This is a genomic window from Citrobacter sp. Cm038 (genome assembly GCF_030333105.1).
In the GTDB taxonomy this organism is placed as follows: domain Bacteria; phylum Pseudomonadota; class Gammaproteobacteria; order Enterobacterales; family Enterobacteriaceae; genus Citrobacter; species Citrobacter murliniae.
Map to the genome: position 1 here is coordinate 604,791 of NZ_JAOWGO010000025.1, position 25,645 is coordinate 630,435.

At 49.0% G+C, this 25,645-nt stretch carries 28 protein-coding genes and 1 other annotated feature; of the genes, 20 read left to right on the forward strand and 8 right to left on the reverse strand.

Features of this window, described 5'->3' with window-relative positions; genetic code table 11:
- The 3 genes from astE to ves all read left to right on the forward strand — a co-directional run bounded on the left by astE (window position 1) and on the right by ves (window position 2,736).
- On the forward strand, window positions 1–966 hold the full coding sequence (astE, locus tag OGY01_RS22365; protein WP_286493732.1) for a succinylglutamate desuccinylase: 966 nt from the start codon (window positions 1–3) through the stop codon (window positions 964–966).
- 366 nt (window positions 967–1,332) lie between these two features.
- Window positions 1,333–1,818 (forward strand): ATP-independent periplasmic protein-refolding chaperone Spy, encoded by a 486-nt coding sequence (spy, locus tag OGY01_RS22370; protein WP_136345519.1) that lies wholly within the window; start codon window positions 1,333–1,335, stop codon window positions 1,816–1,818.
- 342 nt (window positions 1,819–2,160) lie between these two features.
- Window positions 2,161–2,736: an environmental stress-induced protein Ves gene (gene ves / locus OGY01_RS22375; RefSeq protein ID WP_045442055.1), complete on the forward strand. Its 576-nt coding sequence runs from the start codon at window positions 2,161–2,163 to the stop codon at window positions 2,734–2,736.
- Here the strand turns inward: ves and cho are convergent.
- Both cho and nadE read right to left on the reverse strand, forming a co-directional pair.
- Window positions 2,696–3,583: an excinuclease Cho gene (gene cho / locus OGY01_RS22380; RefSeq protein WP_286493733.1), complete on the reverse strand. Its 888-nt coding sequence runs from the start codon at window positions 3,581–3,583 to the stop codon at window positions 2,696–2,698. The genes ves and cho overlap by 41 nt on opposite strands.
- A 139-nt stretch (window positions 3,584–3,722) precedes the next feature.
- Complete coding sequence (nadE, locus tag OGY01_RS22385) at window positions 3,723–4,553, reverse strand: NAD(+) synthase (protein ID WP_048221600.1); 831 nt, start codon at window positions 4,551–4,553, stop codon at window positions 3,723–3,725.
- Window positions 4,554–4,889: 336 nt separating this feature from the next.
- Here nadE and osmE point away from each other — a divergent pair, with 336 nt between their 5' ends.
- The 8 genes from osmE to cedA all read left to right on the forward strand — a co-directional run bounded on the left by osmE (window position 4,890) and on the right by cedA (window position 11,229).
- Window positions 4,890–5,231, forward strand: coding sequence for an osmotically-inducible lipoprotein OsmE (gene osmE, locus OGY01_RS22390; RefSeq protein ID WP_045442064.1), 342 nt, complete (start codon window positions 4,890–4,892; stop codon window positions 5,229–5,231).
- A 298-nt stretch (window positions 5,232–5,529) separates the two neighbouring features.
- A complete protein-coding gene (gene chbB / locus OGY01_RS22395) occupies window positions 5,530–5,850 on the forward strand; it encodes a PTS N,N'-diacetylchitobiose transporter subunit IIB (RefSeq protein WP_003832547.1) in 321 nt (106 codons plus the stop codon).
- Between the two features lie 86 nt (window positions 5,851–5,936).
- Window positions 5,937–7,295, forward strand: a complete 1,359-nt coding sequence (chbC, locus tag OGY01_RS22400) for a PTS N,N'-diacetylchitobiose transporter subunit IIC (protein ID WP_045442068.1) — start codon at window positions 5,937–5,939, stop codon at window positions 7,293–7,295.
- A 54-nt stretch (window positions 7,296–7,349) separates the two neighbouring features.
- A complete protein-coding gene (gene chbA / locus OGY01_RS22405) occupies window positions 7,350–7,697 on the forward strand; it encodes a PTS N,N'-diacetylchitobiose transporter subunit IIA (protein ID WP_045442078.1) in 348 nt (115 codons plus the stop codon).
- Window positions 7,698–7,707: 10 nt separating this feature from the next.
- Entirely contained in the window at window positions 7,708–8,550 is an 843-nt protein-coding gene (gene chbR / locus OGY01_RS22410; RefSeq protein ID WP_136345518.1) for a transcriptional regulator ChbR, read from the forward strand.
- Window positions 8,551–8,672: 122 nt separating this feature from the next.
- Window positions 8,673–10,028: a 6-phospho-beta-glucosidase gene (locus tag OGY01_RS22415; RefSeq protein ID WP_286493734.1), complete on the forward strand. Its 1,356-nt coding sequence runs from the start codon at window positions 8,673–8,675 to the stop codon at window positions 10,026–10,028.
- Window positions 10,029–10,040: 12 nt separating this feature from the next.
- Complete coding sequence (chbG, locus tag OGY01_RS22420) at window positions 10,041–10,799, forward strand: chitin disaccharide deacetylase (RefSeq protein WP_286493735.1); 759 nt, start codon at window positions 10,041–10,043, stop codon at window positions 10,797–10,799.
- Window positions 10,800–10,965: 166 nt separating this feature from the next.
- Window positions 10,966–11,229, forward strand: a complete 264-nt coding sequence (cedA, locus tag OGY01_RS22425) for a cell division activator CedA (protein WP_071667549.1) — start codon at window positions 10,966–10,968, stop codon at window positions 11,227–11,229.
- Between the two features lie 64 nt (window positions 11,230–11,293).
- On the opposite strand, the gene tcyP is transcribed toward cedA, so the two are convergent.
- The 3 genes from tcyP to hxpB form a co-directional block, all read right to left on the reverse strand.
- Window positions 11,294–12,685 (reverse strand): cystine/sulfocysteine:cation symporter, encoded by a 1,392-nt coding sequence (tcyP, locus tag OGY01_RS22430; protein WP_048221597.1) that lies wholly within the window; start codon window positions 12,683–12,685, stop codon window positions 11,294–11,296.
- 135 nt (window positions 12,686–12,820) lie between these two features.
- Window positions 12,821–13,420: a metal-dependent hydrolase gene (locus tag OGY01_RS22435; RefSeq protein WP_136345517.1), complete on the reverse strand. Its 600-nt coding sequence runs from the start codon at window positions 13,418–13,420 to the stop codon at window positions 12,821–12,823.
- Between the two features lie 145 nt (window positions 13,421–13,565).
- On the reverse strand, window positions 13,566–14,234 hold the full coding sequence (gene hxpB, locus OGY01_RS22440; protein ID WP_286493736.1) for a hexitol phosphatase HxpB: 669 nt from the start codon (window positions 14,232–14,234) through the stop codon (window positions 13,566–13,568).
- A gap of 169 nt (window positions 14,235–14,403) precedes the next feature.
- On the opposite strand from hxpB, the gene OGY01_RS22445 reads away from it, so the two are divergent.
- Window positions 14,404–14,940 (forward strand): YniB family protein, encoded by a 537-nt coding sequence (locus OGY01_RS22445; protein WP_048221596.1) that lies wholly within the window; start codon window positions 14,404–14,406, stop codon window positions 14,938–14,940.
- A gap of 75 nt (window positions 14,941–15,015) precedes the next feature.
- Here the strand turns inward: OGY01_RS22445 and OGY01_RS22450 are convergent, their stop codons facing one another.
- Both OGY01_RS22450 and pfkB read right to left on the reverse strand, forming a co-directional pair.
- Complete coding sequence (locus tag OGY01_RS22450) at window positions 15,016–15,876, reverse strand: fructosamine kinase family protein (protein ID WP_048221595.1); 861 nt, start codon at window positions 15,874–15,876, stop codon at window positions 15,016–15,018.
- A gap of 270 nt (window positions 15,877–16,146) precedes the next feature.
- Complete coding sequence (gene pfkB, locus OGY01_RS22455) at window positions 16,147–17,076, reverse strand: 6-phosphofructokinase II (RefSeq protein ID WP_045442107.1); 930 nt, start codon at window positions 17,074–17,076, stop codon at window positions 16,147–16,149.
- A gap of 287 nt (window positions 17,077–17,363) precedes the next feature.
- Here pfkB and OGY01_RS22460 point away from each other — a divergent pair, with 287 nt between their 5' ends.
- On the forward strand, window positions 17,364–18,122 hold the full coding sequence (locus OGY01_RS22460; RefSeq protein WP_045442110.1) for a DUF481 domain-containing protein: 759 nt from the start codon (window positions 17,364–17,366) through the stop codon (window positions 18,120–18,122).
- A gap of 132 nt (window positions 18,123–18,254) precedes the next feature.
- Here the strand turns inward: OGY01_RS22460 and yniD are convergent, their stop codons facing one another.
- Entirely contained in the window at window positions 18,255–18,362 is a 108-nt protein-coding gene (gene yniD, locus OGY01_RS22465) for a small membrane protein YniD (protein ID WP_136345516.1), read from the reverse strand.
- Window positions 18,363–18,667: 305 nt separating this feature from the next.
- On the opposite strand from yniD, the gene thrS reads away from it, so the two are divergent.
- The 7 genes from thrS (at window position 18,668) to pheT (ending at window position 25,645) form a co-directional block, all read left to right on the forward strand.
- On the forward strand, window positions 18,668–20,596 hold the full coding sequence (gene thrS / locus OGY01_RS22470) for a threonine--tRNA ligase (protein WP_045442112.1): 1,929 nt from the start codon (window positions 18,668–18,670) through the stop codon (window positions 20,594–20,596).
- A 3-nt stretch (window positions 20,597–20,599) separates the two neighbouring features.
- Entirely contained in the window at window positions 20,600–21,142 is a 543-nt protein-coding gene (gene infC, locus OGY01_RS22475; protein WP_071828920.1) for a translation initiation factor IF-3, read from the forward strand.
- 96 nt (window positions 21,143–21,238) lie between these two features.
- Entirely contained in the window at window positions 21,239–21,436 is a 198-nt protein-coding gene (gene rpmI / locus OGY01_RS22480; RefSeq protein WP_003030583.1) for a 50S ribosomal protein L35, read from the forward strand.
- A 55-nt stretch (window positions 21,437–21,491) separates the two neighbouring features.
- Window positions 21,492–21,848, forward strand: a complete 357-nt coding sequence (rplT, locus tag OGY01_RS22485) for a 50S ribosomal protein L20 (protein ID WP_045442118.1) — start codon at window positions 21,492–21,494, stop codon at window positions 21,846–21,848.
- A 120-nt stretch (window positions 21,849–21,968) separates the two neighbouring features.
- Window positions 21,969–22,093: a sequence feature (Phe leader region), on the forward strand.
- Complete coding sequence (gene pheM / locus OGY01_RS22490; RefSeq protein WP_001386830.1) at window positions 21,974–22,018, forward strand: pheST operon leader peptide PheM; 45 nt, start codon at window positions 21,974–21,976, stop codon at window positions 22,016–22,018. (Overlaps the previous feature by 45 nt.)
- A 165-nt stretch (window positions 22,094–22,258) precedes the next feature.
- Window positions 22,259–23,242, forward strand: a complete 984-nt coding sequence (pheS, locus tag OGY01_RS22495; RefSeq protein WP_045442121.1) for a phenylalanine--tRNA ligase subunit alpha — start codon at window positions 22,259–22,261, stop codon at window positions 23,240–23,242.
- 15 nt (window positions 23,243–23,257) lie between these two features.
- Window positions 23,258–25,645, forward strand: coding sequence for a phenylalanine--tRNA ligase subunit beta (gene pheT / locus OGY01_RS22500; protein ID WP_286493737.1), 2,388 nt, complete (start codon window positions 23,258–23,260; stop codon window positions 25,643–25,645).

Below are 25,645 nucleotides of genomic sequence, written 5' to 3' on the forward strand. Positions count from 1 at the left end.
ATGGAAAATTTTCTTGCCCTGACGCTCGCGGGTACTGCGCCGGATACTATCCAGGGTAAAGCACATGGTTTTAACTGGCAGTGGCGCGGACATGGCATTCTGGAACTTACGCCTCTTGCTCCGGTTGAACGTTCGCTGGTGCTTTCCGCTGGTATACATGGCAATGAAACTGCACCGGTAGAAATGCTTGATGTGTTGTTGTCAGGATTGTTTAGCGGCAAGCTGACTTTAACCTGGCGAATGTTGGTGATACTGGGTAATCCGCAGGCGCTGACTGCGGGTAAGCGCTATTGTCATAGCGATCTGAATCGCATGTTTGGCGGTCGATGGCAGATATTTGCCGCAAGTGGTGAAACGCTGCGAGCCCGTGAGCTGGAGCTGTGTCTGGAGGATTTTTATTCAAGTGCAACAGAGACGGTGCGTTGGCATCTGGATCTCCATACCGCTATTCGTGGTTCACATCATCTGCGCTTCGGTGTATTGCCGCAGCGCAACGTGCCGTGGGACGAAGGGTTTCTGTCCTGGTTGGGGGATGCGGGGCTGGAGGCGCTGGTTTTCCATCAGGCGCCGGGCGGAACGTTCACTCACTTTAGCGGAGAGCATTTTGGTGCGCTGGCTTGTACGCTGGAACTGGGTAAAGCATTGCCGTTTGGACAAAACGATCTGACTCAATTTGCGCAGACAGCAGATGCGCTGGCCTGTTTGCTGAAGGGGGAATGTAGTGGTGCAGAGGACACATTCCCGGTGCGCTATCGCGTGGTGTCGCAAATTACACGGCGTAGCGACGATTTTATTTTGCATATGGATAACCAGACGCTGAACTTTACGCCATTCAGGGAGGGGACGTTGCTGGCACAGGATGGCGATGAGCGTTTTATTGTCACCCACGATGTTGAATATGTTCTCTTTCCAAACCCCAATGTGGCTTGTGGCTTACGTGCCGGGTTGATGCTGGAAAGGTTGTGACTGAAATATTCGCCCCAGGAACCAGATAATCAGGTAACTGGGGTAAGCCAGAGCAGCTACAAAAATATAATTTGGAAGATAAAGGATATATTACAGATTATTCCTGGTAAGTTGCTTTCTTAATAATCAGAGTTCAGGTATAGTTCTTCATAATCCTTTCAAAATCATCTTGTTGTAATTTTTTATTTCAACTCTCCGCAATTTATTCTTTTTTTCTTCATAATTGATGAAAGTTTGTTTTTTACACTTTCATTGTTTTACCGTTGCTCTGATTAATTGACGCTAAAGCCGGTAAAGTTAGTCTCGTCAACACGACATCACATTGCATGAGTGTCGTAAGAATAACTGAAAGGAAGGACAGAAATTATGCGTAAACTGACTGCTTTGTTTGTTGCCTCTACCCTGGCGCTGGGCGCCGCGAACCTGGCACATGCTGCTGATACTACAACTGCTGCACCGGCAACTGCCAAACCTATGATGCACCACAACGGTAAGTTTGGCCCACATCACGACATGATGTTTAAAGACCTCAATCTGACCGATGCACAGAAACAACAGATCCGCGACATTATGAAAGGTCAGCGCGATCAGATGAAACGTCCGCCGCTGGAAGAACGCCGTGCAATGCACGATATCATCGCCAGCGATAGCTTCGATAAAGCGAAAGCTGAAGCGCAAATTGCGAAGATGGAAGAACAGCGTAAAGCCAACATGCTGGCGCACATGGAAACCCAGAACAAGATCTACAACATTCTGACGCCGGAACAGAAAAAACAGTTTAATGCCAATTTTGAGAAGCGTCTGACAGAACGTGAAGCGCAGAAAGGTAAAATGCCAAAGGCTGCTGAGTAATCGATCAGCGTCTACACTAAATCATTCGCGTTGTGTCTGATACGGCGCGAATAAAAACTCAAGACCGCCGGTCTTGTCCACAACACGTTTAACGAGGTGGGCAGGATCGGCGGTTTTTTCTTTACTGCCTATTGCACCTCGCAACCGACACGCTATTCTCCTGAAGCCCGCGAAAATTCTACCTGGATCAGCGCGTTAATCTTTTTTGTAAAACGCCAGGTTCATCGCTAAGGCAAATCAACTCTGCTGCCGATAACAACAATGTGCAGGGTGAATGATAACTACGATGATTAGGGTGCCTGTGTGCGGCATACTGGCGTACTGCGCCTTTCTGGAGAGATGATGGAATACTTTGATATCCGCAAAATGCCGGTCAATCTTTGGCGTAATGGTGCGGGAGAAACGCGTGAGATTTGTTGTTTTCCGCCTGCAACACGTGATTTCCACTGGCGGGCGAGTATTGCCTCTATTGCCGCGAACGGCGAATTTTCACTTTTCCCTGGGGTCGAACGCGTGATTACGCTGCTGGAAGGGGGGGAAGTCACTCTGGAAGGCGTGAATGCTTTCACGCATACGCTCAAGCAGCATCAACCGTTTACCTTCGCGGGGGACAGGGTGGTAAAAGCCAGGCTGACAGAGGGACAGATGTCGATGGATTTCAATATCATGACGCGTCGTGATGTCTGTCAGGCGAAAGTCAGAGTTGCTGATCGTACTTTTACAACCTTTGGTTCGCGTGGCGGCGTTGTGTTTGTGATTAGCGGAGCCTGGCAACTGGGAGATAAATTGCTGACAGTTGACCAGGGCGCATGCTGGCACGATGGCAAGCACACGTTGCGACTACTAAAAGCGGAAGGGAAGCTGTTATTTAGTGAGATTAACTGGATGCCGGGGCATTCTCCGGATCCAGTTCAATAATTTCATATTGCCCTGACATGACCGGCCGGCAGAGGATTTTATAACCATCATGATCAAAGCCGGCAGGCATGCGTGCCAGCGTTGTGGCCTCATCCAGTGTTGACACAGCGCCGAGCCACAGCCAGTTATTGATGATGTGGTACTGCGTCAGTTCCGCCGTGCTCTCTTTCAGTGCAATTGCACTTTTCCACGGCCAGCAGATTACGCGTAGTCTTTCCAGCGCTTCCTGTAGTCGCAACTGATGCGCCTCGGGACTCTCCTTTCCGCAACATGCTCCGGCGCAGCGTTTAAGCGCTGAACGGAAGCAGGCTCGTCCGCGACTCAGCGGTTCCAGCCCGAGTAAACCGTAGCAAAGCTTCTGTTCATCAGCGAGGCTTTGCAGCGCCTGTAGCGCGGCGCGGCGATGAGCAAACAGGCCGAACAGATGGGGCGTTTGTGAGAAATCAACTTCGCGTGCATAGACAACTTGAACAGTTCGGTCGGTTAATCGCAGGGAACAGAGCTGGCGCGTACGCCGCAGTCGTTTGTTAAACAGGGGTTGTTGCTCTTTGATCAGCCGGGCTTCCAGCAGGAGCGCGCCGATTTCCCCGGCTGTACAAATCCAGGTAATACGTCGGGACTGGCGCAACATTGCCGCTTCGTCGGCTGTACGCAGATGCGATAACACCCGGCTGCGAATATTCACACTTTTGCCGATATAAAGCGGCATCGTATCGCTATCGCTGTGAAACAGATAAACGCCAGGTACCGCTGGCAGCTCGCGCAGAAACGGGCGCAAGTGCTCGGGGTATTCATAGATTGCTGCTGGTTCAAACGAAAGACGAGGTGCTGATTGACGCCGTACCACTTGTAACTCCGGATGCTGGTTATTCATCCAGTGTAACAAAAGTGTTTCGCTCAAAAAAGAGGCTGGGATGATGTTTCCAGTTCTTGTGCCGGACAGGACATAAATTGTCGCTATCCGGCATCATGCTGGAAGAAGTGAGTTACGGCTTTTTCCAGAAGTCGTCAAACACCGTAATTGGTGGGCGACGTTTATGCTCTGTCTTCACATACCAGCCTTCGATTTTATTTGCCACCGCGGCATCCAGTGTTTTCCCTTCCAGGTAATCATCGATGTTGTCGTACGTCACGCCTAATGCGGCTTCATCAGGCAGAGAAGGACGATCGTCCTCGAGATCGGCGGTTGGTGCTTTCTGATAGAGATGCTCAGGGCAACCCAGCGCGGCAAGAAGCTGTTTCCCCTGACGCTTGTTGAGGCGGAAAATAGGGTTAATGTCGGTGCCGCCATCGCCATATTTGGTGAAGAATCCGGTGATAGCTTCTGCCGCGTGATCGGTACCAACGACAACACCGCTGGTCATCCCAGCGATACTGTACTGTGCCTTCATACGTTCACGGGCTTTCTCATTACCTCGCACAAAATCACTTAGTTCGATACCCGCTTCACGTAATGCCTGCTCACTGGCAAGTACCGCGCCCTTTATATTAACGGTTAACACGCGATCCGGCTGGATGAATGCTATCGCATCCTGGCAGTCCTGTTCATCGGCCTGAACGCCGTAAGGCAGACGAACGGCAATAAACTGCAGTGCGTCGTTGCCGGTTTCTTCACGCAGTTCAGAAATCGCCATTTGGCATAATTTTCCGGCCAGGGTTGAGTCCTGGCCACCGCTAATCCCTAACACCAGTGATTTCAGAAAGGGGTAGGTTTGCAGGTACGATTTCAGAAAATCCACGCTGCGGCGAATTTCCTCTTCTGCATTAATGTGCGGTTTGGCGCCAAGCGCCTGGATTATCTCTTGTTGCAGAGTCATTTAACCCCCTCCGAAAAATAAAATGATCAAAAATAATGATGTGTTAAAGCTAACGCGTTGACGCCCAAACGACAAGGGATGCGGCCGGATATAACATCATTTTGTTTTAATAGAATTTTCCGAAAGGGCTTAAGTATCAACTGTCAGCTTGAAAAATGAGTTGTTGTGCTCCAGGCTTATATAACACGCTGAAATATACGGCATCATTCAAATCGTCTCTTTGCTGGCTGCCTTTGCTCACCTCAGTCACTTACTGATGTAAGCTCCTGAAGATTTGCTCAGTTGCCGCTTCGATGTATTTTGAATGATATTGTGTACCAACAAGAGGAAGAAAAAATGAACAAGAATCTAACAGGAATTCTGGGTGCAGCGGCGGTAATGACTATGCTGGCAGGTTGTACGGCCTACGACCGTACGAAAGACCAATTTGTCCAGCCCGTGGTGAAAGATGTGAAGAAAGGGATGAGCCGGGCGCAGGTTGCGCAGATTGCTGGTAAGCCTTCATCTGAAGTGAGCATGATTCATGCGCGTGGAACTTGTCAGACTTACATCCTGGGTCAACGAGATGGTAAAGCTGAGACCTATTTTGTTGCATTGGATGATACTGGACACGTGATTAATTCTGGCTATCAGACATGTGCAGAGTACGACACAGACCCACAGGCGGCGAAGAAGTAACAACTGTATATTGCCTGTGCGTTCTGGAGAACCGGCCATCGCGCCGGTTTTTTTGTCTCTAGCGATCTTAATTATTGTCGCGAATTATTTGCCCGAAATGTGAGGGGTGTCATAACGACAGGTCAAGGAGAAGCAATTTTGTTGGTCAAGGAAATACCATCCTCCAGTGCAATCCCGTATACTCATTTCAGCCACCTAAAAAAGTAATTTAGCTGACGCAAGTTACCCAGAGCATGGATGCAGGTTATGGCTTGCGGACTGTCTGGTTGACAGATAATCGCATATGAGGATCGTTTTTATGGAAAAGAAACACATTTATCTGTTTTGTTCTGCGGGCATGTCGACTTCCTTGCTAGTATCGAAAATGCGCGCGCAGGCTGAAAAATACGAAGTACCGGTTATTATTGAAGCGTTTCCTGAAACGCTGGCCGGAGAAAAAGGTCCCGTGGCCGATGTCGTTTTATTAGGCCCACAAATTGCTTATATGTTACCCGAAATTCAGCGTTTGTTACCAAACAAGCCTGTTGAAGTGATTGACTCGCTGTTGTATGGCAAAGTCGATGGTTTAGGCGTGCTTAAAGCTGCTGTTGCAGCAATTAAAAAAGCCGCAGCAAATTAATTATTTTATTTTAATTTTCCCGTCAAAGAGTTATTTCATTAACATTCACCGCAATTTTTTATTGCGGTATTTAAGGGTATTTTTCTATGAGTAACGCTATTGCTTCACTTGAAAAGGTACTCCTTCCTTTTGCTGTAAAAATTGGAAAGCAGCCACACGTTAATGCAATCAAAAACGGTTTTATTCGTTTAATGCCGTTAACCCTCGCAGGGGCCATGTTTGTATTAATAAATAACGTTTTCCTGAGCTTTGGGGAGGGGTCCTTTTTTTATTCAATGGGCATTCGGCTTGATGCTTCTACTATTGAGAGTCTCAATAGTTTAAAAGGCATTGGTGGAAACGTCTATAACGGTACGCTGGGTATTATGTCATTGATGGCGCCATTCTTTATAGGTATGGCGCTAGCGGAAGAACGCAAAGTCGATTCACTGGCGGCCGGACTGTTATCTGTTGCAGCATTTATGACCGTAACTCCATATAGCGTGGGCGAAGCCTATGCCGTTGGTGCAAACTGGTTGGGTGGTGCGAATATTATATCCGGTATTATTATCGGTTTGGTTGTCGCGGAAATGTTTACCTTTGTTGTCCGTCGTAATTGGGTGATTAAATTACCTGATAGCGTGCCGACATCCGTTTCGCGCTCATTCTCTGCATTGATACCGGGCTTTCTTATCCTCTCCGTTATGGGGATTATTGCCTGGGCGTTGACGACTTTCGGCACGAACTTCCACCAGATCATCATGGACTCAATTTCTACTCCGCTGGCATCACTGGGCAGCGTGGTGGGCTGGGCCTACGTGATTTTTGTCCCGCTGCTGTGGTTCTTTGGTATTCACGGTTCACTGGCGCTGACTGCGTTGGATAGCGGTATCATGACGCCATGGGCGCTGGAAAACATCGCGATTTACCAGCAGTTTGGTTCTGTCGACGCTGCACTGGAAGCCGGTAAAACGTTCCATGTCTGGGCAAAGCCAATGCTTGACTCCTATATTTTCCTTGGGGGTAGCGGAGCAACGCTGGGTCTGATTATTGCTATCTTCCTGGCATCCCGCCGTCCGGACTATCGTCAGGTGGCAAAACTGGCACTGCCGTCAGGCATCTTCCAGATTAACGAGCCTATCCTGTTCGGCCTGCCAATTATCATGAACCCGGTGATGTTTATCCCGTTCATTCTGGTTCAACCAATTCTGGCAGCGATTATGTTGGCCGCCTATTACACAGGCATTATTCCACCGGTTACCAATATTGCACCGTGGACCATGCCAACCGGGTTGGGTGCTTTCTTCAACACTAACGGCAGCGTCGCCGCGTTGTTAGTCGCACTGTTCAACCTTGGGATTGCAACGCTGGTGTATCTGCCTTTCGTGGTTGTTGCCAACAAAGCGCAGAACGTTATTGACCAGGAAGAAAGCGAAGAAGATATCGCTAACGCATTGAAATTCTAAATTTAATCCGGCATGTCTACCCAGGCATGCCGGACTGAACCAGAGGAAAAGAGTATGTTGGATATCGAAAACATCGTAGGTACGCCGTCAGAGGCTGAAGAGCTGGAAGAAGTGGTGATGGGACTTATCATCAATTCAGGTCAGGCCCGTAGTCTGGCATATGGTGCGCTCAAAATGGCCAAGCAGGGGGATTTTGAGTCGGCGAAGACGATGATGGAACAGTCTCGCATGGCGCTTAACGAGGCGCATCTCGTACAAACGAAACTGATTGAAGGCGATCAGGGTGAAGGTAAAATGAAGGTCAGCCTGGTTCTGGTTCACGCGCAAGATCATCTGATGACGTCAATGCTGGCGCGCGAATTGATTACAGAACTGATTGAGCTTCACGAGAAGCTGAAATAGTGAGGAGTGCATGATGCAACTACAGATTAACGCACCGGAAATCAAGACCGTCTATGAGCAGCAGCTTTTTAATGGCAAAAATTTCCATGTGTTTATCTATAACAAAACTGAGAGTATCAGTGGACTGCATCAGCACGATTACTACGAATTTACCCTGGTATTAACCGGGCGTTATTATCAGGAAATCAACGGGAAGCGCGTACTGCTCGAACGTGGAGATTTTGTTTTTATCCCTCTGGGATCGCATCACCAAAGTTTCTATGATTTCGGCGCGACACGGATCCTTAACGTCGGTATTAGTAAACGTTTTTTCGAACAGCATTATCATCCTTTATTACCGTTTTGTTTTGTTGCTTCACAGGTGTATCGGGCTAATAACTCATTTCTCACCTACATTGAAACGGTTATTGCATCGTTGAATTTTCGCGAGAGTGGTCTGGATGAATTTGTAGAAGTGGTCACCTTCTATATTATTAATCGGTTACGGCATCATCGTGAAGAGCAAGTGCTGGATGATATTCCACAATGGCTTAAAACCACCGTGGAGACTATGCATGACAAAAGGCAGTTTAGTGAAAACGCGCTGGAAAACATGGTTCGCCTGTCCGCAAAGTCTCAGGAGTATCTGACCCGCGCTACCCAGCGTTTTTACAGTAAAACACCTATGCAGATTATTAATGAAATCCGCATTAACTTTGCTAAGAAACAGCTGGAGATGACTAACTACTCGGTAACCGATATTGCATATGAGTCTGGTTACAGCAGTCCTAGCCTGTTTATTAAAACGTTTAAAAAACTGACGTCGTTTACACCTAATAGCTATCGAAAGAAATTAACTGAATTTAATCAGTAAATAATATTCATCAATTACTAATTTTAACGCTTGCCCTAAATAATGCCGGGACTGCCGCGTTATTCCTGACGAACGGGCAGGGCGTAATACACGTCAGTGTTTTTACACTGAAGGGAGAAATTATGAATCAGAAATTAAAAGTCGTCACTATTGGTGGCGGAAGCAGCTACACTCCTGAGTTACTTGAAGGCTTTATTAAGCGTTATCATGAATTGCCGGTTTCTGAACTATGGCTGGTGGATGTCGATGGTGGAAAAGAGAAGCTGGATATTATTTTTGACCTGTGCCAGCGAATGATCGACAAAGCTGGCGTGCCGATGAAGCTGTATAAAACGCTGGATCGCCGTGAAGCCCTGAAAGACGCTGATTTTGTCACAACACAGCTGCGAGTTGGTCAGTTGAAAGCGCGCGAAAAGGATGAGCGAATTCCGTTAAGTCATGGTTATCTGGGACAGGAAACTAACGGTGCTGGCGGCCTGTTTAAAGGTTTACGTACTATTCCGGTCATTTTTGACATCGTGAAGGATGTGGAGGAACTGTGTCCGAACGCATGGGTGATTAACTTTACTAACCCGGCCGGGATGGTGACTGAAGCGGTTTATCGCCACACTAATTTCAAGAAATTTATTGGCGTGTGTAATATTCCCATCGGCATGAAAATGTTTATCAGCGATGTGCTGGCGCTGAAAGAGAGCGATGATTTATCCATCGATCTGTTTGGCCTGAATCATATGGTCTTTATTAAAGACGTACTGGTGAATGGGGAGTCGCGTTTTGATGAACTTCTGGACGGCGTGGCTTCTGGTCAGCTTAAAGCCTCTTCGGTGAAGAACATTTTCGATCTGCCGTTTAGCGAAGGACTGATTCGCTCACTGAAACTCTTACCTTGCTCTTACTTGCTGTATTACTTCAAGCCAAAAGAGATGCTGGCGATTGAAATGGGTGAATACTATAAGGGCGGTGCACGTGCTCAGGTGGTGCAGAAAGTTGAGAAACAGCTGTTTGAACTCTACAAAAACCCTGAGCTGAATGTTAAGCCGAAGGAGCTTGAGCAGCGCGGTGGGGCCTATTACTCCGATGCGGCTTGCGAAGTGATTAACGCCATCTACAACGACAAACAGACCGAGCACTATGTCAACATCCCTCATCATGGGCATGTCGATAATATTCCCGCAGACTGGGCGGTTGAAATGACCTGTACGCTGGGACGTAACGGTGCGACACCGCACCCGAGAATTACCCATTTTGACGAGAAAGTCCTCGGCCTTATCTATACCATTAAAGGCTTTGAAGTGGCGGCGAGTCAGGCGGCGCTGAGTGGTGAGATGAATGATGTGCTGTTGGCGCTAAACCTTAGTCCATTAGTACATTCTGACCATGATGCCGAAATTCTGGCTCGGGAATTAATTCTCGCACACGAGAAATGGCTGCCTAACTTTGCCGGTTGTATCGAGAAACTCAAAAGCGAACAACATTAATCGAGGTTGGCTATGGAACGCGTACTGATAGTTAATGCTGATGATTTTGGCCTGAGTAAAGGACAAAACTACGGCATTGTGGAAGCCTGTCGCAATGGTGTTGTGACCTCGACAACGGCGCTGGTCAATGGCGAAGCGATTAACCACGCGGAGCAGCTCAGCCGCGATTTACCCGAACTGGCTGTGGGAATGCACTTTGTTCTGACGCTGGGAAAACCGTTGACGCTTATGCCGGGGTTGACTCGTGACGGGCTTTTGGGGAAATGGATCTGGCAGATGGCTGAGGAAGATACTTTGCCGCGGGATGAAATTTCACAAGAGCTGACCGCTCAGTATCAGCGTTTTATTAACCTGTTTGGGCGGGAGCCGACGCATCTGGATAGTCACCACCATGTGCATATGTTCCCGCAGATCTTCCCAATCGTAGCTAATTTCGCAGCGCAACGGGGCATTGCGCTGCGTATTGATCGCCAGACGGTGATTCAGGCGTCTGACATACCGGTAACGTTGCGTACCCCCCAGGGGTTCAGCAGCGAGTTTTATGGCGAAACTATCTCTGAGGCGCTGTTTTTACAGGCTCTGGATGCATCTGCTGAAAGAGGGGAGTCTTCGCTGGAAGTGATGTGTCATCCGGCCTTTATCGATAATATTATTCGGCAAAGCGCCTATTGTTACCCCCGTTTAACTGAACTCGATGTGCTGACGTCTTCGTCATTGAAATATGCTATTGCGGAGCGCGGTTATCGTCTTGGCAGTTTTCTGAACGTGTAATTCCTGAGTTTGCGGCGCTGAGATGCGCCGCACTTTTTTTGTCTATCATTCCAGCCCCGGCAACCTGCCCGTAATCCTCGATTTGCCATTATTTTAGCGAACAAACTGTTTTTACAACGCCCGATAAGAAAATCAGCTAAGATAGCGCTTTTCAGTTTTTTAGAATTTGTCTTTAGTGAAGCAACTGATTATGAAACCTCTTCGCCAACAAAATCGTCCGGTTATCAGCTATGTTCCGCGTGTGGAGCCTGCACCACCTGAACATGCGATCAAAATGGATGCGTTTCGTGACGTATGGATACTGCGCGGGAAATATGTCGCTTTTGTCTTAATGGGGGAGGCGTTTCAACGGTCGCCTGCGTTTACAGTGCCGGAGTCGGCACAACGCTGGGCGAACCAGGTTCGCCAGGAAAATGAACTGAGCGATTAACCGGACATAAAAAAACCGCCGGAGCATTACTCTCCGGCGGTTTTTTACATTTCAGGCAACAGGGTTAGCGGTGTGCCAGTTCGGCATTATCGTCGTTATCCAGAATCGTTTTATCGGTTTGCTTCAGCCATTGGCTGGTGAGCGTACCGGCGGTCATGGAACCGCTGACGTTCAACGCGGTACGGCCCATATCGATCAGTGGTTCAACGGAGATCAGCAGAGCGACCAGTGTCACCGGCAGGCCCATCGCAGGCAGCACAATCAGCGCGGCAAAGGTTGCGCCACCGCCCACACCAGCCACACCTGCGGAGCTGACGGTGACGATACCTACCAGCGTCGCAATCCATATTGGATCCAGCGGATTAATACCGACAGTCGGTGCAACCATCACGGCCAGCATGGCAGGATACAGGCCGGCACAACCGTTTTGCCCAATCGTTGCGCCAAAAGAAGCCGCAAAGCTTGCAATGGACTCCGGTACACCCAGACGACGAGTTTGTGCTTCAACGTTCAGCGGAATAGACGCGGCGCTGGAACGGCTGGTGAATGCGAAAGTCAGTACAGGCCAGACTTTACGGAAATATTTCAGTGGGCTAACACCGTTAATGCCCAGCAGGATACCGTGAACCACGAACATAATACCCAGGCCGAGATAAGAGGCCACGACAAAGCTACCGAGCTTAATGATGTCCTGCAGGTTTGAACCCGCAACGACTTTGGTCATCAGTGCCAGCACACCGTACGGCGTCAGTTGCATAACCAGACGAACCAGTTTCATCACCCAGCTTTGCAAGGTATCGATAGCGGTTAATACTCGTTCGCCTTTCGGGGCATCATCTTTCAGCAGTTTAAGCGCTGCAACACCGAGGAATGCCGCGAAAATAACCACGCTGATAATCGAAGTCGGGTTAGCACCGGTCAGATCGGCAAACGGGTTTTTCGGGATGAACGACAGCACCAGTTGCGGAACGCTGAGGTCAGCGACTTTGCCAGCATAATTGGTTTCAATGGCGTTCAGACGTGCGGTTTCAGCACCGCCCTGCACCAGACCTTCTGCCGTCAGGCCGAACAGGTTGGTGACCAGCACCCCCACCAGAGCAGCTATCAGCGTGGTAAACAATAACGTTCCGATAGTCAGGAAGCTAATTTTACCCAGTTGGGAAGCGTTATGCAGACGTGCAACGGCGCTAAGGATAGAGGCAAACACCAGCGGCATAACAATCATTTGCAGTAGTTGGACATAGCCATTGCCGACAATGTTGAACCACTGTACGGAATCTTTCAGCACCTGGCTGTCAGAGCCGTAGATGGTGTGCAGGGCAAGGCCAAAAACCACGCCCATGACAAGACCAACCAGTACTTTTTTGGCCAGACTCCACTGTTTGTGACGGGTTTGCGCCAGCAGTAACAGCAGTATGGCGAACACGATAATGTTCGCGATTAATGGAAAGTTCATCCCCGTTCTCCTGATCTTTTTATATATATCACCGTGCTACAGTGATTCTGTTGGCGCAAGATTAGCAGAATCTGTGATGTGCCTCTTATATTCAAATGGAATTGTTTATTCCGAAATGACATTTTGGCTGAATTATTAATCAGCCTGGTGTTTTATAAACCGATTAAATTGCATTTGCAGCGTGTTAATCATCTGCGATGACCAGCGTACGGCACTATTCTCTGGCATTGTTTGTGGCATCCAGATAGACCATGCGAACAGCGCCATGCATAAAAAACGCTCCAGTTGATTACCTTTTTGCGGCACGAGGATCGGCAAGCGAAAGCGCCAACGGCAAGGCCAGAGCAGGGGAACACCGGCGGGCGTCAACATATCCGCCACAATGTGGCTGAGATAACCAAGTACCATCCCTTGTAATGCATCAGCCGGGATTATCCAGGTATCGGGTACTTTCAGATAAAATGTTGTCAACAGTGCAAAGACTGCCAGCAGGCTGTGTGTAAATCCACGGTGGCCAAACGCCCGGGCAATAGGTTTTGATATCCATTTCAGACGCTGACCAAGCAGAGATTTAGGATGATCAATATCGGGCAGCAGGCACGTCAAAATTGCTGAAGGAACAATATGCCACCAGTCACCCTGAGCGAGAACGGGCGTCAGCTCGGCATTTTTGGCAAATACCGCACAGGCTATAGAAAAAAGAAGGTGGCCTTCCGCCGTCATGATAAAACCCAATAAACTGTCAATTCATACAGTATAGGGGTTTTATACAGTAGGCGGAAGAGGTGACGTTGTAACCCTTTGTCACAATTATGCTCTCAGCGTGCGCTGGAACACGATCGACAATCTGCGGGCAATGCTGCCATTGCCCGTTGGATGATTACTCGTGCAGATGCACGGCGGTAAGTTCGGTCAGTGATGTCAGTTTGACGTCGGCAAGAACAAATCGCGGATCGTCCTGATTCTCATGCGCCGGTACGACAATGGAGCGCATTCGTGCCGCTCTGGAGGCGATCATGCCGTTCACGGAGTCTTCCAGTGCCACACAGCATAATGGATCAACGCCCAGCTTGGTTGCGCAGTCGAGGTAAACCTGGGGATGCGGTTTGCTGTAGGGCAGTTTTTCAGCAGAGGCCAGCGCATCGAAGCTGTCGCGGAGATCAAACATTGCCAGCACTTTTTCCAGCATGTGCAGCGGTGAGGCAGACGCAAGCCCAACCAGCAGCCCCTGGGATTTACACAGCGCGACAGCTTCACGTACGCCGGGTAACAGAGGCCGGGTCTCTTCAACCAGCGAAATAGCCCGGGTGATGATACGATCCGTGACTTCCTGGCGTGAGGGGCCGTTCCATGGTTGCTGGGCAAACCAGAGATCAACAACCATGTCGATACGCAATCCCAGTGTATCCGGAAGCTCATGGCGGCGAGTGATATCTACGCCTAAACTTGCGATGACATCCAGTTCGGCCTGATCCCAGAGTGGCTCTGAATCGACCAGTAATCCATCCATATCGAAAATTGCAGCAAGAATTTGACGCGGGGTTGACATCACAACCTCTCCTTTGAGAATTAAACAGCGGGATTAAGAGCGTAACTGAACTCGCTCTAAGCGTTCATTATGGCTAATCCTTTATTATATCGCCTTTAAAGATCAGGCGAAAACAGTTATCAACGGGTAAACTTAGGCCAAAATGACACGTCTTAATCAAGGGGAACTCATGACGTATCAACAAGCTGGACGCATTGCTGTCTTGAAAAGGCTGGTGGGGTGGATAATCTTTATCCCGGCGCTGATTTCAACGCTGGTTTCAGTACTGAAGTTTATGTATGCGCACAGTGAAAAACAGGAAGGCATTAACGCCGTAATGCTCGATTTTGCTCACGTTATGATTGACATGATGCGGGTGAATACACCATTTCTTAATGTGTTTTGGTATAACTCGCCGACGCCAGATTTTCAAAGCGGCATGAACCTCGTTTTCTGGCTAATTTTTATTCTTATCTTTATCGGCCTGGCGTTGCAGGATTCTGGTGCCAGGATGAGCCGCCAGGCGCGCTTTCTGCGTGAAGGCGTTGAAGACCAACTGATTCTGGAACAGGCTAAAGGAAGTGAGGGGCTGTCACGTGAGCAAATTGAATCGCGTATTGTCGTACCGCACCATACGATCTTTCTACAAATCTTCCCGCTCTATATTTTGCCGGTGATTGTCATCGTAATCGGCTATTTCTTCTTTTCGTTACTGGGCTTTTTGTAAGTAATGTCTTATCAGGCCTACAGTTCTGGCGTGGGACTGTAGGCCTGATAAGCAGAGTGCCAACAGGCAATTGTTTTAAGCAGCCAGTAACCGTTCCATCGCTTTTTGCGCGACTACAAGATGCTGACCACCGAACAAAATCGCCCGGTTGAGCAGCGTGTACAACTGGTAGATGGGCTGACGATCCAGAAAATCCAGCGGCAAAGGCGAGACAGACTGATAGCCATCATAAATCTGCGGCGGTTGATCGGTATGTAACGGCAGCATCGCCAGATCGCATTCTCTGTCCCCCCAATAACAGGCGGGATCAAAAATGTAAGGGCCGTTGGGGCCGAGAGCACAGTTTCCTGACCAAAGATCGCCATGTAGCAGTGAGGGCTGCGGCTGATGTGAGGAGAGTCGCTGTTGAACATGTTCTACAATTGCGTCAATGTTGCCAAACGCAATGCCTTTTTCAGCGGCCAGTTCCAGTTGCCAGCCAATACGTTGTTCTGCAAAAAAGGTTGACCAGCGACGTTGCCAGGTATTGGGTTGCGGAGTGGTGGAGAGTGCGTTATCGAAGTCGAGACCGAACTGCGGTTGATCGCTCCATTCATGCAGATGTGCCAGCTGTTGTCCCAGAATAAAGGCGTTGTGAGCATCAAGTGGGCGCGGAGGAAGGAAATCCATCACCAGAAAACTGTAGTCTCTGTCTGCACCTACCGCCCAGACTTTTGGGACTGAAACAGTATTACTCCGGGAGAGCAGTTCCAGTTGATCGGCTTCCGCCGTAAAGCCGGATAATAGCTCCCTTTCATCGCATTTGACGAAAAAATCGCGCCCCGCATAGCGTAAATGCCATGCGGCGTGGATCTCTCCGCCAGGCAGTTCATTACGCAGCTCGATTTCGCCTTCACCTAATTGCTCGCTTAAAAGACGACTGATTGCCTGCCACATGATGTCTCTCCCCATGTTGTCTGCCAGATCATAAGGTTAGCGCAATAATGCGGAAAAAAAACACGAACTGACGCACACCCTGAACGCGTCATTACTGGAAAGGCACTTAATGTTTGTCGTTCTTCCACACCTCCCTGAGATAGGGCGACTTTCGGCTTCACGTGATTCACTTCTTTGTAATCACGTGATTTTTTATCATAGACGTATAACACGTATGCTGACAGCTTTGTGGGTAAATCCCCCTTATTTTCTATAAGGGGGAGAGGGCTATCATTGAGAAAGATACGAATATATTTTTTGCGCATCGTTTAAAGAGCACAGTCGTGTGCCCTGATTTAGCGTCGCTGCGCTGCCTGCAGCTACGCCAAAACGAACAATATCCTCAAATGGCGCGTTTTCAGCCAGTTTAAGCGTCATGGCGCCGACCATACTGTCGCCCGCGCCAACGGTACTTTGACTTTTCACCGGAGGCGGAACCACCTGAACGCAGGTTTCACGATCAACGCCTAATGCCCCTTGTGGGCCAAGAGAGACCACTACGCGATGGGCTTTACCACTTTGCACTATTTCCTGTGCGGCTTTACGGACATCATCAGGCTGCGTGAGTTCACGATTAACCAGGGCGCTCAGTTCTTTAAGATTGGGTTTGACCAGTTCGATATTGCCAATAGCTAACGCCGCTGTTAGTGCGTCACCGGAGCTATCGATGATGCAACGGATACCCTGCTTTTGTGCCGTGGTGACCAGTCGGGTTAATTTCTCAAGTTTTACACCGGGGGGCAGGCTACCGCTAATGACCAGTAGCGCACCTGATTCAATTTCCAGTACCTGATCCTGAAGCTGGTGAAATTCGTCATCAGTGAGCGCAGCGCCGGGCATAACAAAACGATATTGTTCGCCGCTGGACTCCACATGGACATGAAGATTTTGTCGGGTCCAGTCTTTGGCTTCTATCGTCGATACTGGAACATTTTCATCAGCGAGTAACGACACCAGGTGTTCACCAGTGGCGCCGCCAGCCGGGAAAATCGCTGTTGCGCTACCGCCAAGATGCGCGATGGCGCGAGCCACATTGATGCCGCCACCACCAGGTTCAAAAACTGGCGAGGTGCAGCGAAGTTTACCTTCGGGGTAGATTTGTGGGGTGATCGTTGCGCTATCGAGAGAGGGCGCGAGTGTTAACGTATAGATACGTACCATCTTTACCTCCTGTTAGGCTGACCTCAGTCTGGCACTTAACGTCACGAAAGTGAAGCAATTAACAACATGATTTATCGCATCTTTATTTAAAATTATCCCTCTATTTATATATAAATAAAATTATGGTTTAAGAACGCTCTTATTCAAAAAATGAAATAAGAATATATTGCTATGTTATTCGAGTCTTTTTATAATTTGTTACCTTTCCTGGGTCTTTTGTCATTGATCCATATGAAAGTTTCCGAGACCGTAATGGTCTCTTTTTTTGTTGTACGGACTCTTTATAAATGAAGCTTTTGAAGACAGTACCCGCAGCATTCGTGCTGACGGGGTGCGTGTTTGCGTCAATGCATGCCGCCGCCGATGATTCCGTTTTTACTGTCATGGATGACCCTTCCAGCGCGAAAAAACCTTTTGAAGGTAACCTGAACGCGGGATACCTCGCCCAGTCAGGCAACACAAAAAGTTCTTCTTTAACTGCAGATACCACCATGACCTGGTACGGTGAAACCACGGCGTGGTCTCTGTGGGGTAATGCCAGCAATACCTCCTCGAATGATGAGCGCTCTTCGGAGAAATATGCCGCGGGCGGTCGTAGCCGTTTCAACATGACCGACTATGATTACTTGTTTGGGCAGGCGAGCTGGTTGACAGACCGTTATAACGGCTATCATGAGCGTGACGTGCTGACCGCAGGTTATGGTCGTCAGTTCCTCAGTGGACCGGTGCATAGCTTCCGTTTTGAATTTGGTCCTGGCGTACGCTATGACGAGCACACTGACGGTAAGACTGAAACTCAGCCGTTGGGTTATGCGTCTGGCGCCTATGCGTGGCAGATGACGGACAACACCAAGTTTACTCAGGGTGTATCGGTGTTTGGTGCTGATGATACAACGCTCAACTCTGAATCAGCCTTAAATGTTGCTATCAATGAACACTTCGGGTTGAAGGTGGCTTATAACGTTACCTGGAACTCTGAACCGCCGGCAACAGCGCCGGAACATACCGATCGTCGTACAACTGTTTCTCTCGGCTATCGTATGTAGTAATAGGCCAGGTCAATTAAATGACCTGGCTTTTCTTTTTATTATTGAGCGTAATGACTCTTTAAATATACTTTCTACTTTAACTTATAAAAAAATGAAAACGCCTGGCGAATGTCAGTAACGTTTTTCAAACTAGCCCCAAATTATTGCCGCCCAGCGTAACATCAACATTGCCGCACAAATTACGAGCAATACCACAACCATTTTCCAGTGTTTTTTTGCAGAGCGATTTGTTGGCATGGTTCTTTTCCTGCTCAGATCAGACTATTACTGCACAGTGTAACAAAGGCTGCAGGTCGTCAGTGAATTGATTTAAATCATAGATGGCGCGTTGATTGCTGCTTTGAACGGCTCGTAATGCCGTGTACACTGTCAGACGGTGTTATCAAAAAGCGGGTGTAGGTTACGTTGTTGCCAGTCCGGTGATACGTGACATATTTCGCAGAGTGAAGCGGGAATCAGCCCACACCTTTTTGGTAATTTTAAATATTGAAACTTTGTATGTGATCTTACGTGTGGGTCACCACTGCAAATAAGGATATAACATGCCTGTTATTACTCTTCCTGATGGCAGCCAACGCCATTACGACCACGCTGTAAGCCCCATGGATGTTGCGCTGGACATCGGTCCAGGTCTGGCGAAAGCCACCATCGCAGGCCGTGTAAATGGTGAACTGGTTGATGCTTCCGATCTGATTGAACATGATGCGAAGCTCTCTATCATCACCGCTAAGGATGAAGAAGGTCTGGAGATCATTCGTCACTCCTGTGCGCACCTGTTAGGGCACGCGATCAAACAACTCTGGCCGCACACCAAAATGGCGATCGGACCGGTTGTTGACAACGGTTTTTACTACGATATCGATCTTGACCGTACGTTAACTCAGGAAGACGTCGACGCGCTCGAAAAGCGGATGCACGAGCTCGCTGAGAAGAACTACGATGTCATTAAGAAGAAAGTCAGCTGGTACGAAGCGCGTGAAACGTTCGTGAAGCGTGGCGAGACCTACAAAGTCTCTATTCTTGATGAAAACATCGCCCATGATGACAAGCCAGGCTTGTACCATCATGAAGAATATGTCGATATGTGCCGTGGCCCGCACGTGCCAAATATGCGTTTCTGCCATCACTTTAAACTGATGAAGACCGCTGGGGCGTACTGGCGCGGTGATAGCAACAACAAGATGCTGCAGCGTATTTATGGTACTGCATGGGCAGATAAAAAAGCCCTGAGCGCCTACCTGCAACGTCTGGAAGAAGCGGCCAAACGCGACCACCGTAAAATTGGTAAGCAGCTTGACCTGTATCATATGCAGGAAGAAGCACCGGGTATGGTGTTCTGGCATAACGATGGTTGGACTATTTTCCGTGAACTGGAAGTCTTTGTTCGTTCGAAACTGAAAGAATACCAGTATCAGGAAGTTAAAGGTCCGTTTATGATGGACCGTGTACTGTGGGAAAAAACAGGACACTGGGACAACTACAAAGATGCGATGTTCACTACCTCTTCTGAGAACCGTGAATACTGCATCAAGCCAATGAACTGCCCAGGTCATGTACAGATCTTCAATCAAGGTCTGAAATCCTATCGTGACCTGCCGCTGCGTATGGCTGAGTTTGGTAGCTGCCACCGTAACGAACCATCTGGTGCGCTGCACGGTCTGATGCGTGTACGTGGTTTCACGCAGGATGATGCACACATCTTCTGTACTGAAGAGCAGATCCGTGATGAAGTTAACGCCTGCATCCGTATGGTCTACGATATGTATAGCACTTTTGGCTTCGAGAAAATCGTCGTCAAACTGTCCACTCGCCCCGAAAAACGTATCGGTAGCGATGAAATGTGGGACCGTGCTGAAGCGGACTTAGCCGTTGCGCTGGAAGAAAACAACATCCCGTTTGAATATCAACTGGGTGAGGGCGCATTCTACGGTCCGAAAATTGAATTTACCCTGTATGACTGCCTCGATCGTGCATGGCAGTGCGGTACTGTACAGCTGGACTTCTCCCTGCCGTCCCGTCTGAGCGCCTCTTATGTTGGCGAAAACAACGAGCGTCAGGTGCCGGTTATGATTCACCGCGCAATTCTTGGGTCGATGGAACGTTTTATCGGTATCCTGACTGAAGAGTTCGCTGGCTTCTTCCCGACTTGGCTTGCGCCAGTTCAGGTTGTGGTCATGAACATTACCGATTCGCAGTCTGAATACGTTAACGAATTAACGCAGAAACTACAAAATGCGGGTATTCGTGTAAAAGCAGACTTGAGAAATGAGAAGATAGGCTTTAAAATCCGCGAGCACACTTTACGTCGTGTCCCTTACATGTTGGTCTGTGGCGACAAAGAGGTAGAAGCAGGCAAAGTTGCCGTGCGTACCCGTCGTGGCAAAGACTTGGGCAGCCTGGACGTAAATGAAGTTATCGAGAAGCTGCAACAAGAGATTCGCAGCCGCAGTCTTCAACAACTGGAGGAATAAGGTATTAAAGGCGGAAAACGAGTTCAAACGGCACGTCCGAATCGTATCAATGGCGAGATTCGCGCCCTGGAAGTTCGCTTAACAGGTCTGGAAGGCGAAGCTTTGGGTATTGTGAGTCTGAGAGAAGCTATCGAAAAAGCTGAAGAAGCTGGAGTAGATTTAGTTGAAATCAGCCCTAACGCCGAACCGCCAGTTTGTCGTATTATGGACTACGGCAAGTTCCTTTATGAAAAGAGTAAGTCTTCTAAGGAACAGAAGAAAAAGCAAAAAGTTATCCAGGTTAAGGAAATTAAATTCCGTCCTGGCACCGACGATGGCGATTACCAGGTAAAACTCCGCAGCCTGGTACGCTTTCTGGAAGATGGCGATAAGGCTAAGATCACGCTGCGTTTCCGCGGTCGTGAGATGGCCCACCAACAGATCGGTATGGAAGTGCTGACGCGCGTCCGTGACGATCTGAGTGAACTGGCAGTAGTCGAATCCTTCCCTACGAAGATCGAAGGCCGCCAGATGATCATGGTGCTCGCTCCTAAGAAGAAACAGTAAGGCCTTCAAGTAGCAATGTCTGTGGAGCCTACGGGTTCCACAGCCGTTGTTCGCCTACGTTTCGTTTATTAACAATGCGAAGTGGAAGTTATTAAAATGCCGAAAATTAAGACCGTACGCGGTGCTGCTAAGCGCTTCAAAAAAACCGGTGGTGGTGGATTTAAGCGTAAGCACGCAAACCTGCGTCATATTCTGACCAAAAAATCTACTAAGCGTAAACGTCACCTGCGTCCAAAAGGCCTCGTTTCTAAAGGCGATCTGGGTCTGGTTATCGCGTGCCTGCCGTACGCATAAGCCGTTAACGTTTAATTAATTTTTTTACTAAGAATATAGATACAGGAGAGCACATATGGCTCGCGTAAAACGTGGTGTAGTTGCCCGTGCACGTCACAAGAAAATTTTGAAACAAGCTAAAGGCTACTACGGTGCGCGTTCTCGCGTATACCGCGTTGCCTTCCAGGCTGTTATCAAAGCTGGTCAGTACGCTTATCGTGACCGTCGTCAGAAAAAGCGTCAGTTCCGTCAACTGTGGATTGCGCGTATCAACGCAGCAGCACGTCAGAACGGTATTTCTTACAGCAAATTCATCAACGGCCTGAAAAAAGCCTCTGTTGAAATCGACCGTAAGATCCTGGCTGACATCGCAGTATTCGACAAAGTAGCGTTCTCCGCTCTGGTCGAAAAAGCGAAAGCAGCTCTGGCATAAGCCGGTGAAAAGAGGGAGCCTGGCTCCCTCTCTTTTATTTGTAATCCAATCAATTGGTTGACAATTTACCCGTAAGCCTTTTCAATAAAGGTTGTACGGTTTTTACCACACAAGGTAACGCAAGCATGAATGCTGCTATTTTCCGCTTCTTTTTTTACTTTAGCACCTGATTCCAGGAGGCTAGCGCGTGAAAGAAGAAACGGAAAACAGCGCCTAAAAGCCTCCCTGGTGGAGGCTTTTTTTATACACGTCATCCTTCACGCTGCCTTTGCGTTGGCTGCATTCGTTTATCTCAGTCACGTACCTATGTACGCTTCTGAGGATTTGCTCTCTTGCAGCCTTGATGCAAGTTGAATGATTTTGTGTATATACGTGCGACTAATGAATATCGCCACATAACGAGGAAAACCATGTCACATCTCGCAGAGCTGGTTGCCAGTGCAACGGCCGCCATAAACCAGGCTTCAGATGTTGCCGCGTTAGACAATGTCCGCGTCGAATATTTGGGCAAGAAAGGGCACCTGACCCTTCAAATGACTACCCTGCGCGAACTGCCGCCAGAAGAGCGTCCGGCAGCAGGTGCGGTTATCAACGAAGCAAAAGAACAAGTACAGCAGGCGCTAAACGCGCGTAAAGCTGATTTAGAAAATGCAGCGCTGAATGCACGTCTGGCTGAAGAAACCATCGATATCTCCCTTCCAGGGCGTCGTATCGAAAACGGCGGGCTGCACCCGGTAACGCGTACTATTGATCGTATTGAAAGTTTCTTCGGTGAGCTGGGCTTTACCGTGGCGACGGGGCCGGAAATCGAAGACGACTATCATAACTTCGATGCCCTGAATATTCCTGGCCATCACCCGGCGCGCGCTGACCACGACACTTTCTGGTTTGACGCCACGCGTCTGCTGCGTACCCAGACCTCTGGCGTGCAGATCCGTACCATGAAAGAAAAACAGCCACCAATCCGTATTATCGCTCCGGGCCGAGTGTATCGTAACGACTACGATCAGACGCACACGCCAATGTTCCATCAGATGGAAGGGCTGATTGTTGATACCAATATTAACTTCACCAACCTGAAAGGTACGCTGCACGATTTCCTGCGTAACTTCTTTGAAGAGGATCTTCAGGTTCGTTTCCGTCCGTCCTACTTCCCGTTCACGGAGCCTTCTGCGGAAGTCGATGTAATGGGTAAAAACGGCAAATGGCTGGAAGTGCTGGGTTGCGGTATGGTCCACCCGAATGTGCTGCGTAATGTGGGCATTGATCCGGAGATTTACTCTGGCTTTGCATTTGGCATGGGTATGGAACGTCTGACCATGCTGCGTTACGGCGTGACCGATCTGCGTTCTTTCTTTGAAAACGATCTGCGTTTCCTCAAACAGTTTAAATAAAGGCAGGATAAAACAATGAAATTCAGTGAACTGTGGTTACGCGAATGGGTTAACCCGGCGATTGATAGCGATGCGTTGTCAAACCAAATCACTATGGCTGGTCTGGAAGTCGATGGCGTTGACGCCGTCGCTGGTGAATTTAACGGCGTTGTCGTTGGTGAAGTAGTTGAGTGCGGTCAGCACCCTAACGCAGATAAACTGCGCGTCACAAAGGTGAATGTAGGCGGTGAGCGTCTGCTTGATATCGTCTGTGGCGCACCTAACTGCCGCCAGGGGCTGAAAGTCGCGGTGGCTACTATTGGCGCCGTTTTGCCGGGTGATTTCAAAATCAAAGCCGCGAAGCTGCGTGGTGAACCGTCAGAAGGGATGTTGTGCTCTTTCTCTGAGCTGGGTATTTCTGACGATCATAACGGTATTATCGAGCTGCCTGCGGATGCACCGATTGGTACTGATATCCGTGAATACCTGAAGCTTGATGATAACACTATCGAAATTAGCGTAACGCCGAACCGTGCAGACTGCTTAGGCATCATCGGTGTGGCGCGTGATGTCGCTGTACTGAACAAAGCTCCTCTGGTAGAGCCAGAAATCGCGCCGGTTGCTGCAACCATTAACGACACACTGCCAATTACCGTCGAAGCTGTTGAAGCGTGCCCACGCTATCTTGGCCGTGTGGTAAAAGGCATTAACGTTAAAGCGCCAACGCCGTTGTGGATGAAAGAGAAACTGCGCCGTTGCGGGATCCGTTCCATTGATGCCGTGGTTGATGTAACCAACTATGTGCTGCTTGAACTGGGTCAGCCGATGCACGCATTCGACAAAGATCGCATCGAGGGCGGAATTGTGGTGCGTATGGCAAAAGAGGGGGAAACCCTGGTATTGCTGGACGGCTCCGAAGCGAAACTGAATGCGGATACGCTGGTCATCGCTGACCACAATAAAGCGCTGGCAATGGGTGGTATTTTTGGTGGTGAACACTCTGGCGTGAATGACGAAACGCAAAACGTTCTGCTGGAATGTGCGTTTTTCAGCCCGCTGTCAATTACCGGTCGAGCACGTCGTCACGGTCTGCACACCGATGCCTCTCACCGCTATGAGCGTGGTGTCGATCCGGCACTGCAGTACAAAGCGATGGAGCGTGCTACGCGCCTGCTGATTGATATCTGCGGTGGGGAAGCTGGCCCGGTTATCGATGTTACAAACGAAGCCACTCTGCCAGAGCGTGCAACCATTACTCTGCGTCGTAGCAAACTGGATCGTCTGATCGGACACCATATTGCTGATGAGCAGGTGAGCGATATTCTGCGTCGTCTGGGCTGTGAAGTGACAGAGGGTCAGGGTGAGTGGAAAGCGGTAGCGCCGAGCTGGCGTTTCGATATTTCAATCGAAGAAGACCTGGTCGAAGAAATTGCTCGCGTATACGGTTATGACAATATCCCGAATATGCCAATTCAGGCGGGTCTGGTCATGGGTACACACCGCGAAGCGGATTTATCCCTGAAACGTGTTAAAACCATGTTGAATGACAAAGGCTACCAGGAAGTTATCACCTATAGCTTTGTTGATCCGAAAATCCAGTCACTGCTGCACCCAGGCGAAGAAGCACTACTGCTGCCAAGCCCAATCTCTATTGATATGTCGGCAATGCGTCTGTCGCTGTGGACGGGGCTGCTGTCAACGGTAGTTTATAACCAGAATCGCCAGCAGAACCGCGTACGTATTTTCGAAACGGGTTTACGTTTTGTTCCCGATACACAGGCTAACCTGGGGATCCGTCAGGATCTGATGCTGGCAGGCGTTATCTGCGGTAACCGCTATGATGAACACTGGAACCTGGCAAAAGAGACTGTTGATTTCTATGATCTAAAAGGTGATCTGGAAGCGGTTCTCGACCTGACCGGCAAGTTGGGTGACATTCAGTTTAAAGCTGAAGCCAATTCAGCTCTGCATCCGGGTCAGTCTGCGGCGATTTATCTGAAAGGTGAACGTATTGGTTTCATTGGGGTTGTTCATCCTGAGCTGGAACGTAAACTGGATCTGAACGGTCGCACTCTGGTGTTTGAACTGGAGTGGAATAAGCTCGCAGACCGCGTGGTGCCTCAAGCGCGTGAAATTTCTCGCTTCCCGGCGAACCGCCGTGACATCGCAGTCGTTGTGGCAGAAAACGTTCCCGCTGCGGATATTTTATCCGAATGTAAGAAAGTTGGCGTAAATCAGGTAGTTGGCGTAAACTTGTTTGACGTGTACCGCGGTAAGGGTGTTGCGGAGGGTTATAAGAGCCTCGCTATCAGCCTGATCCTTCAGGATACCAGCCGTACACTTGAAGAAGAGGAGATTGCCGCTACCGTTGCCAAATGTGTAGAGGCATTAAAAGAGCGATTCCAGGCATCATTGAGGGATTGA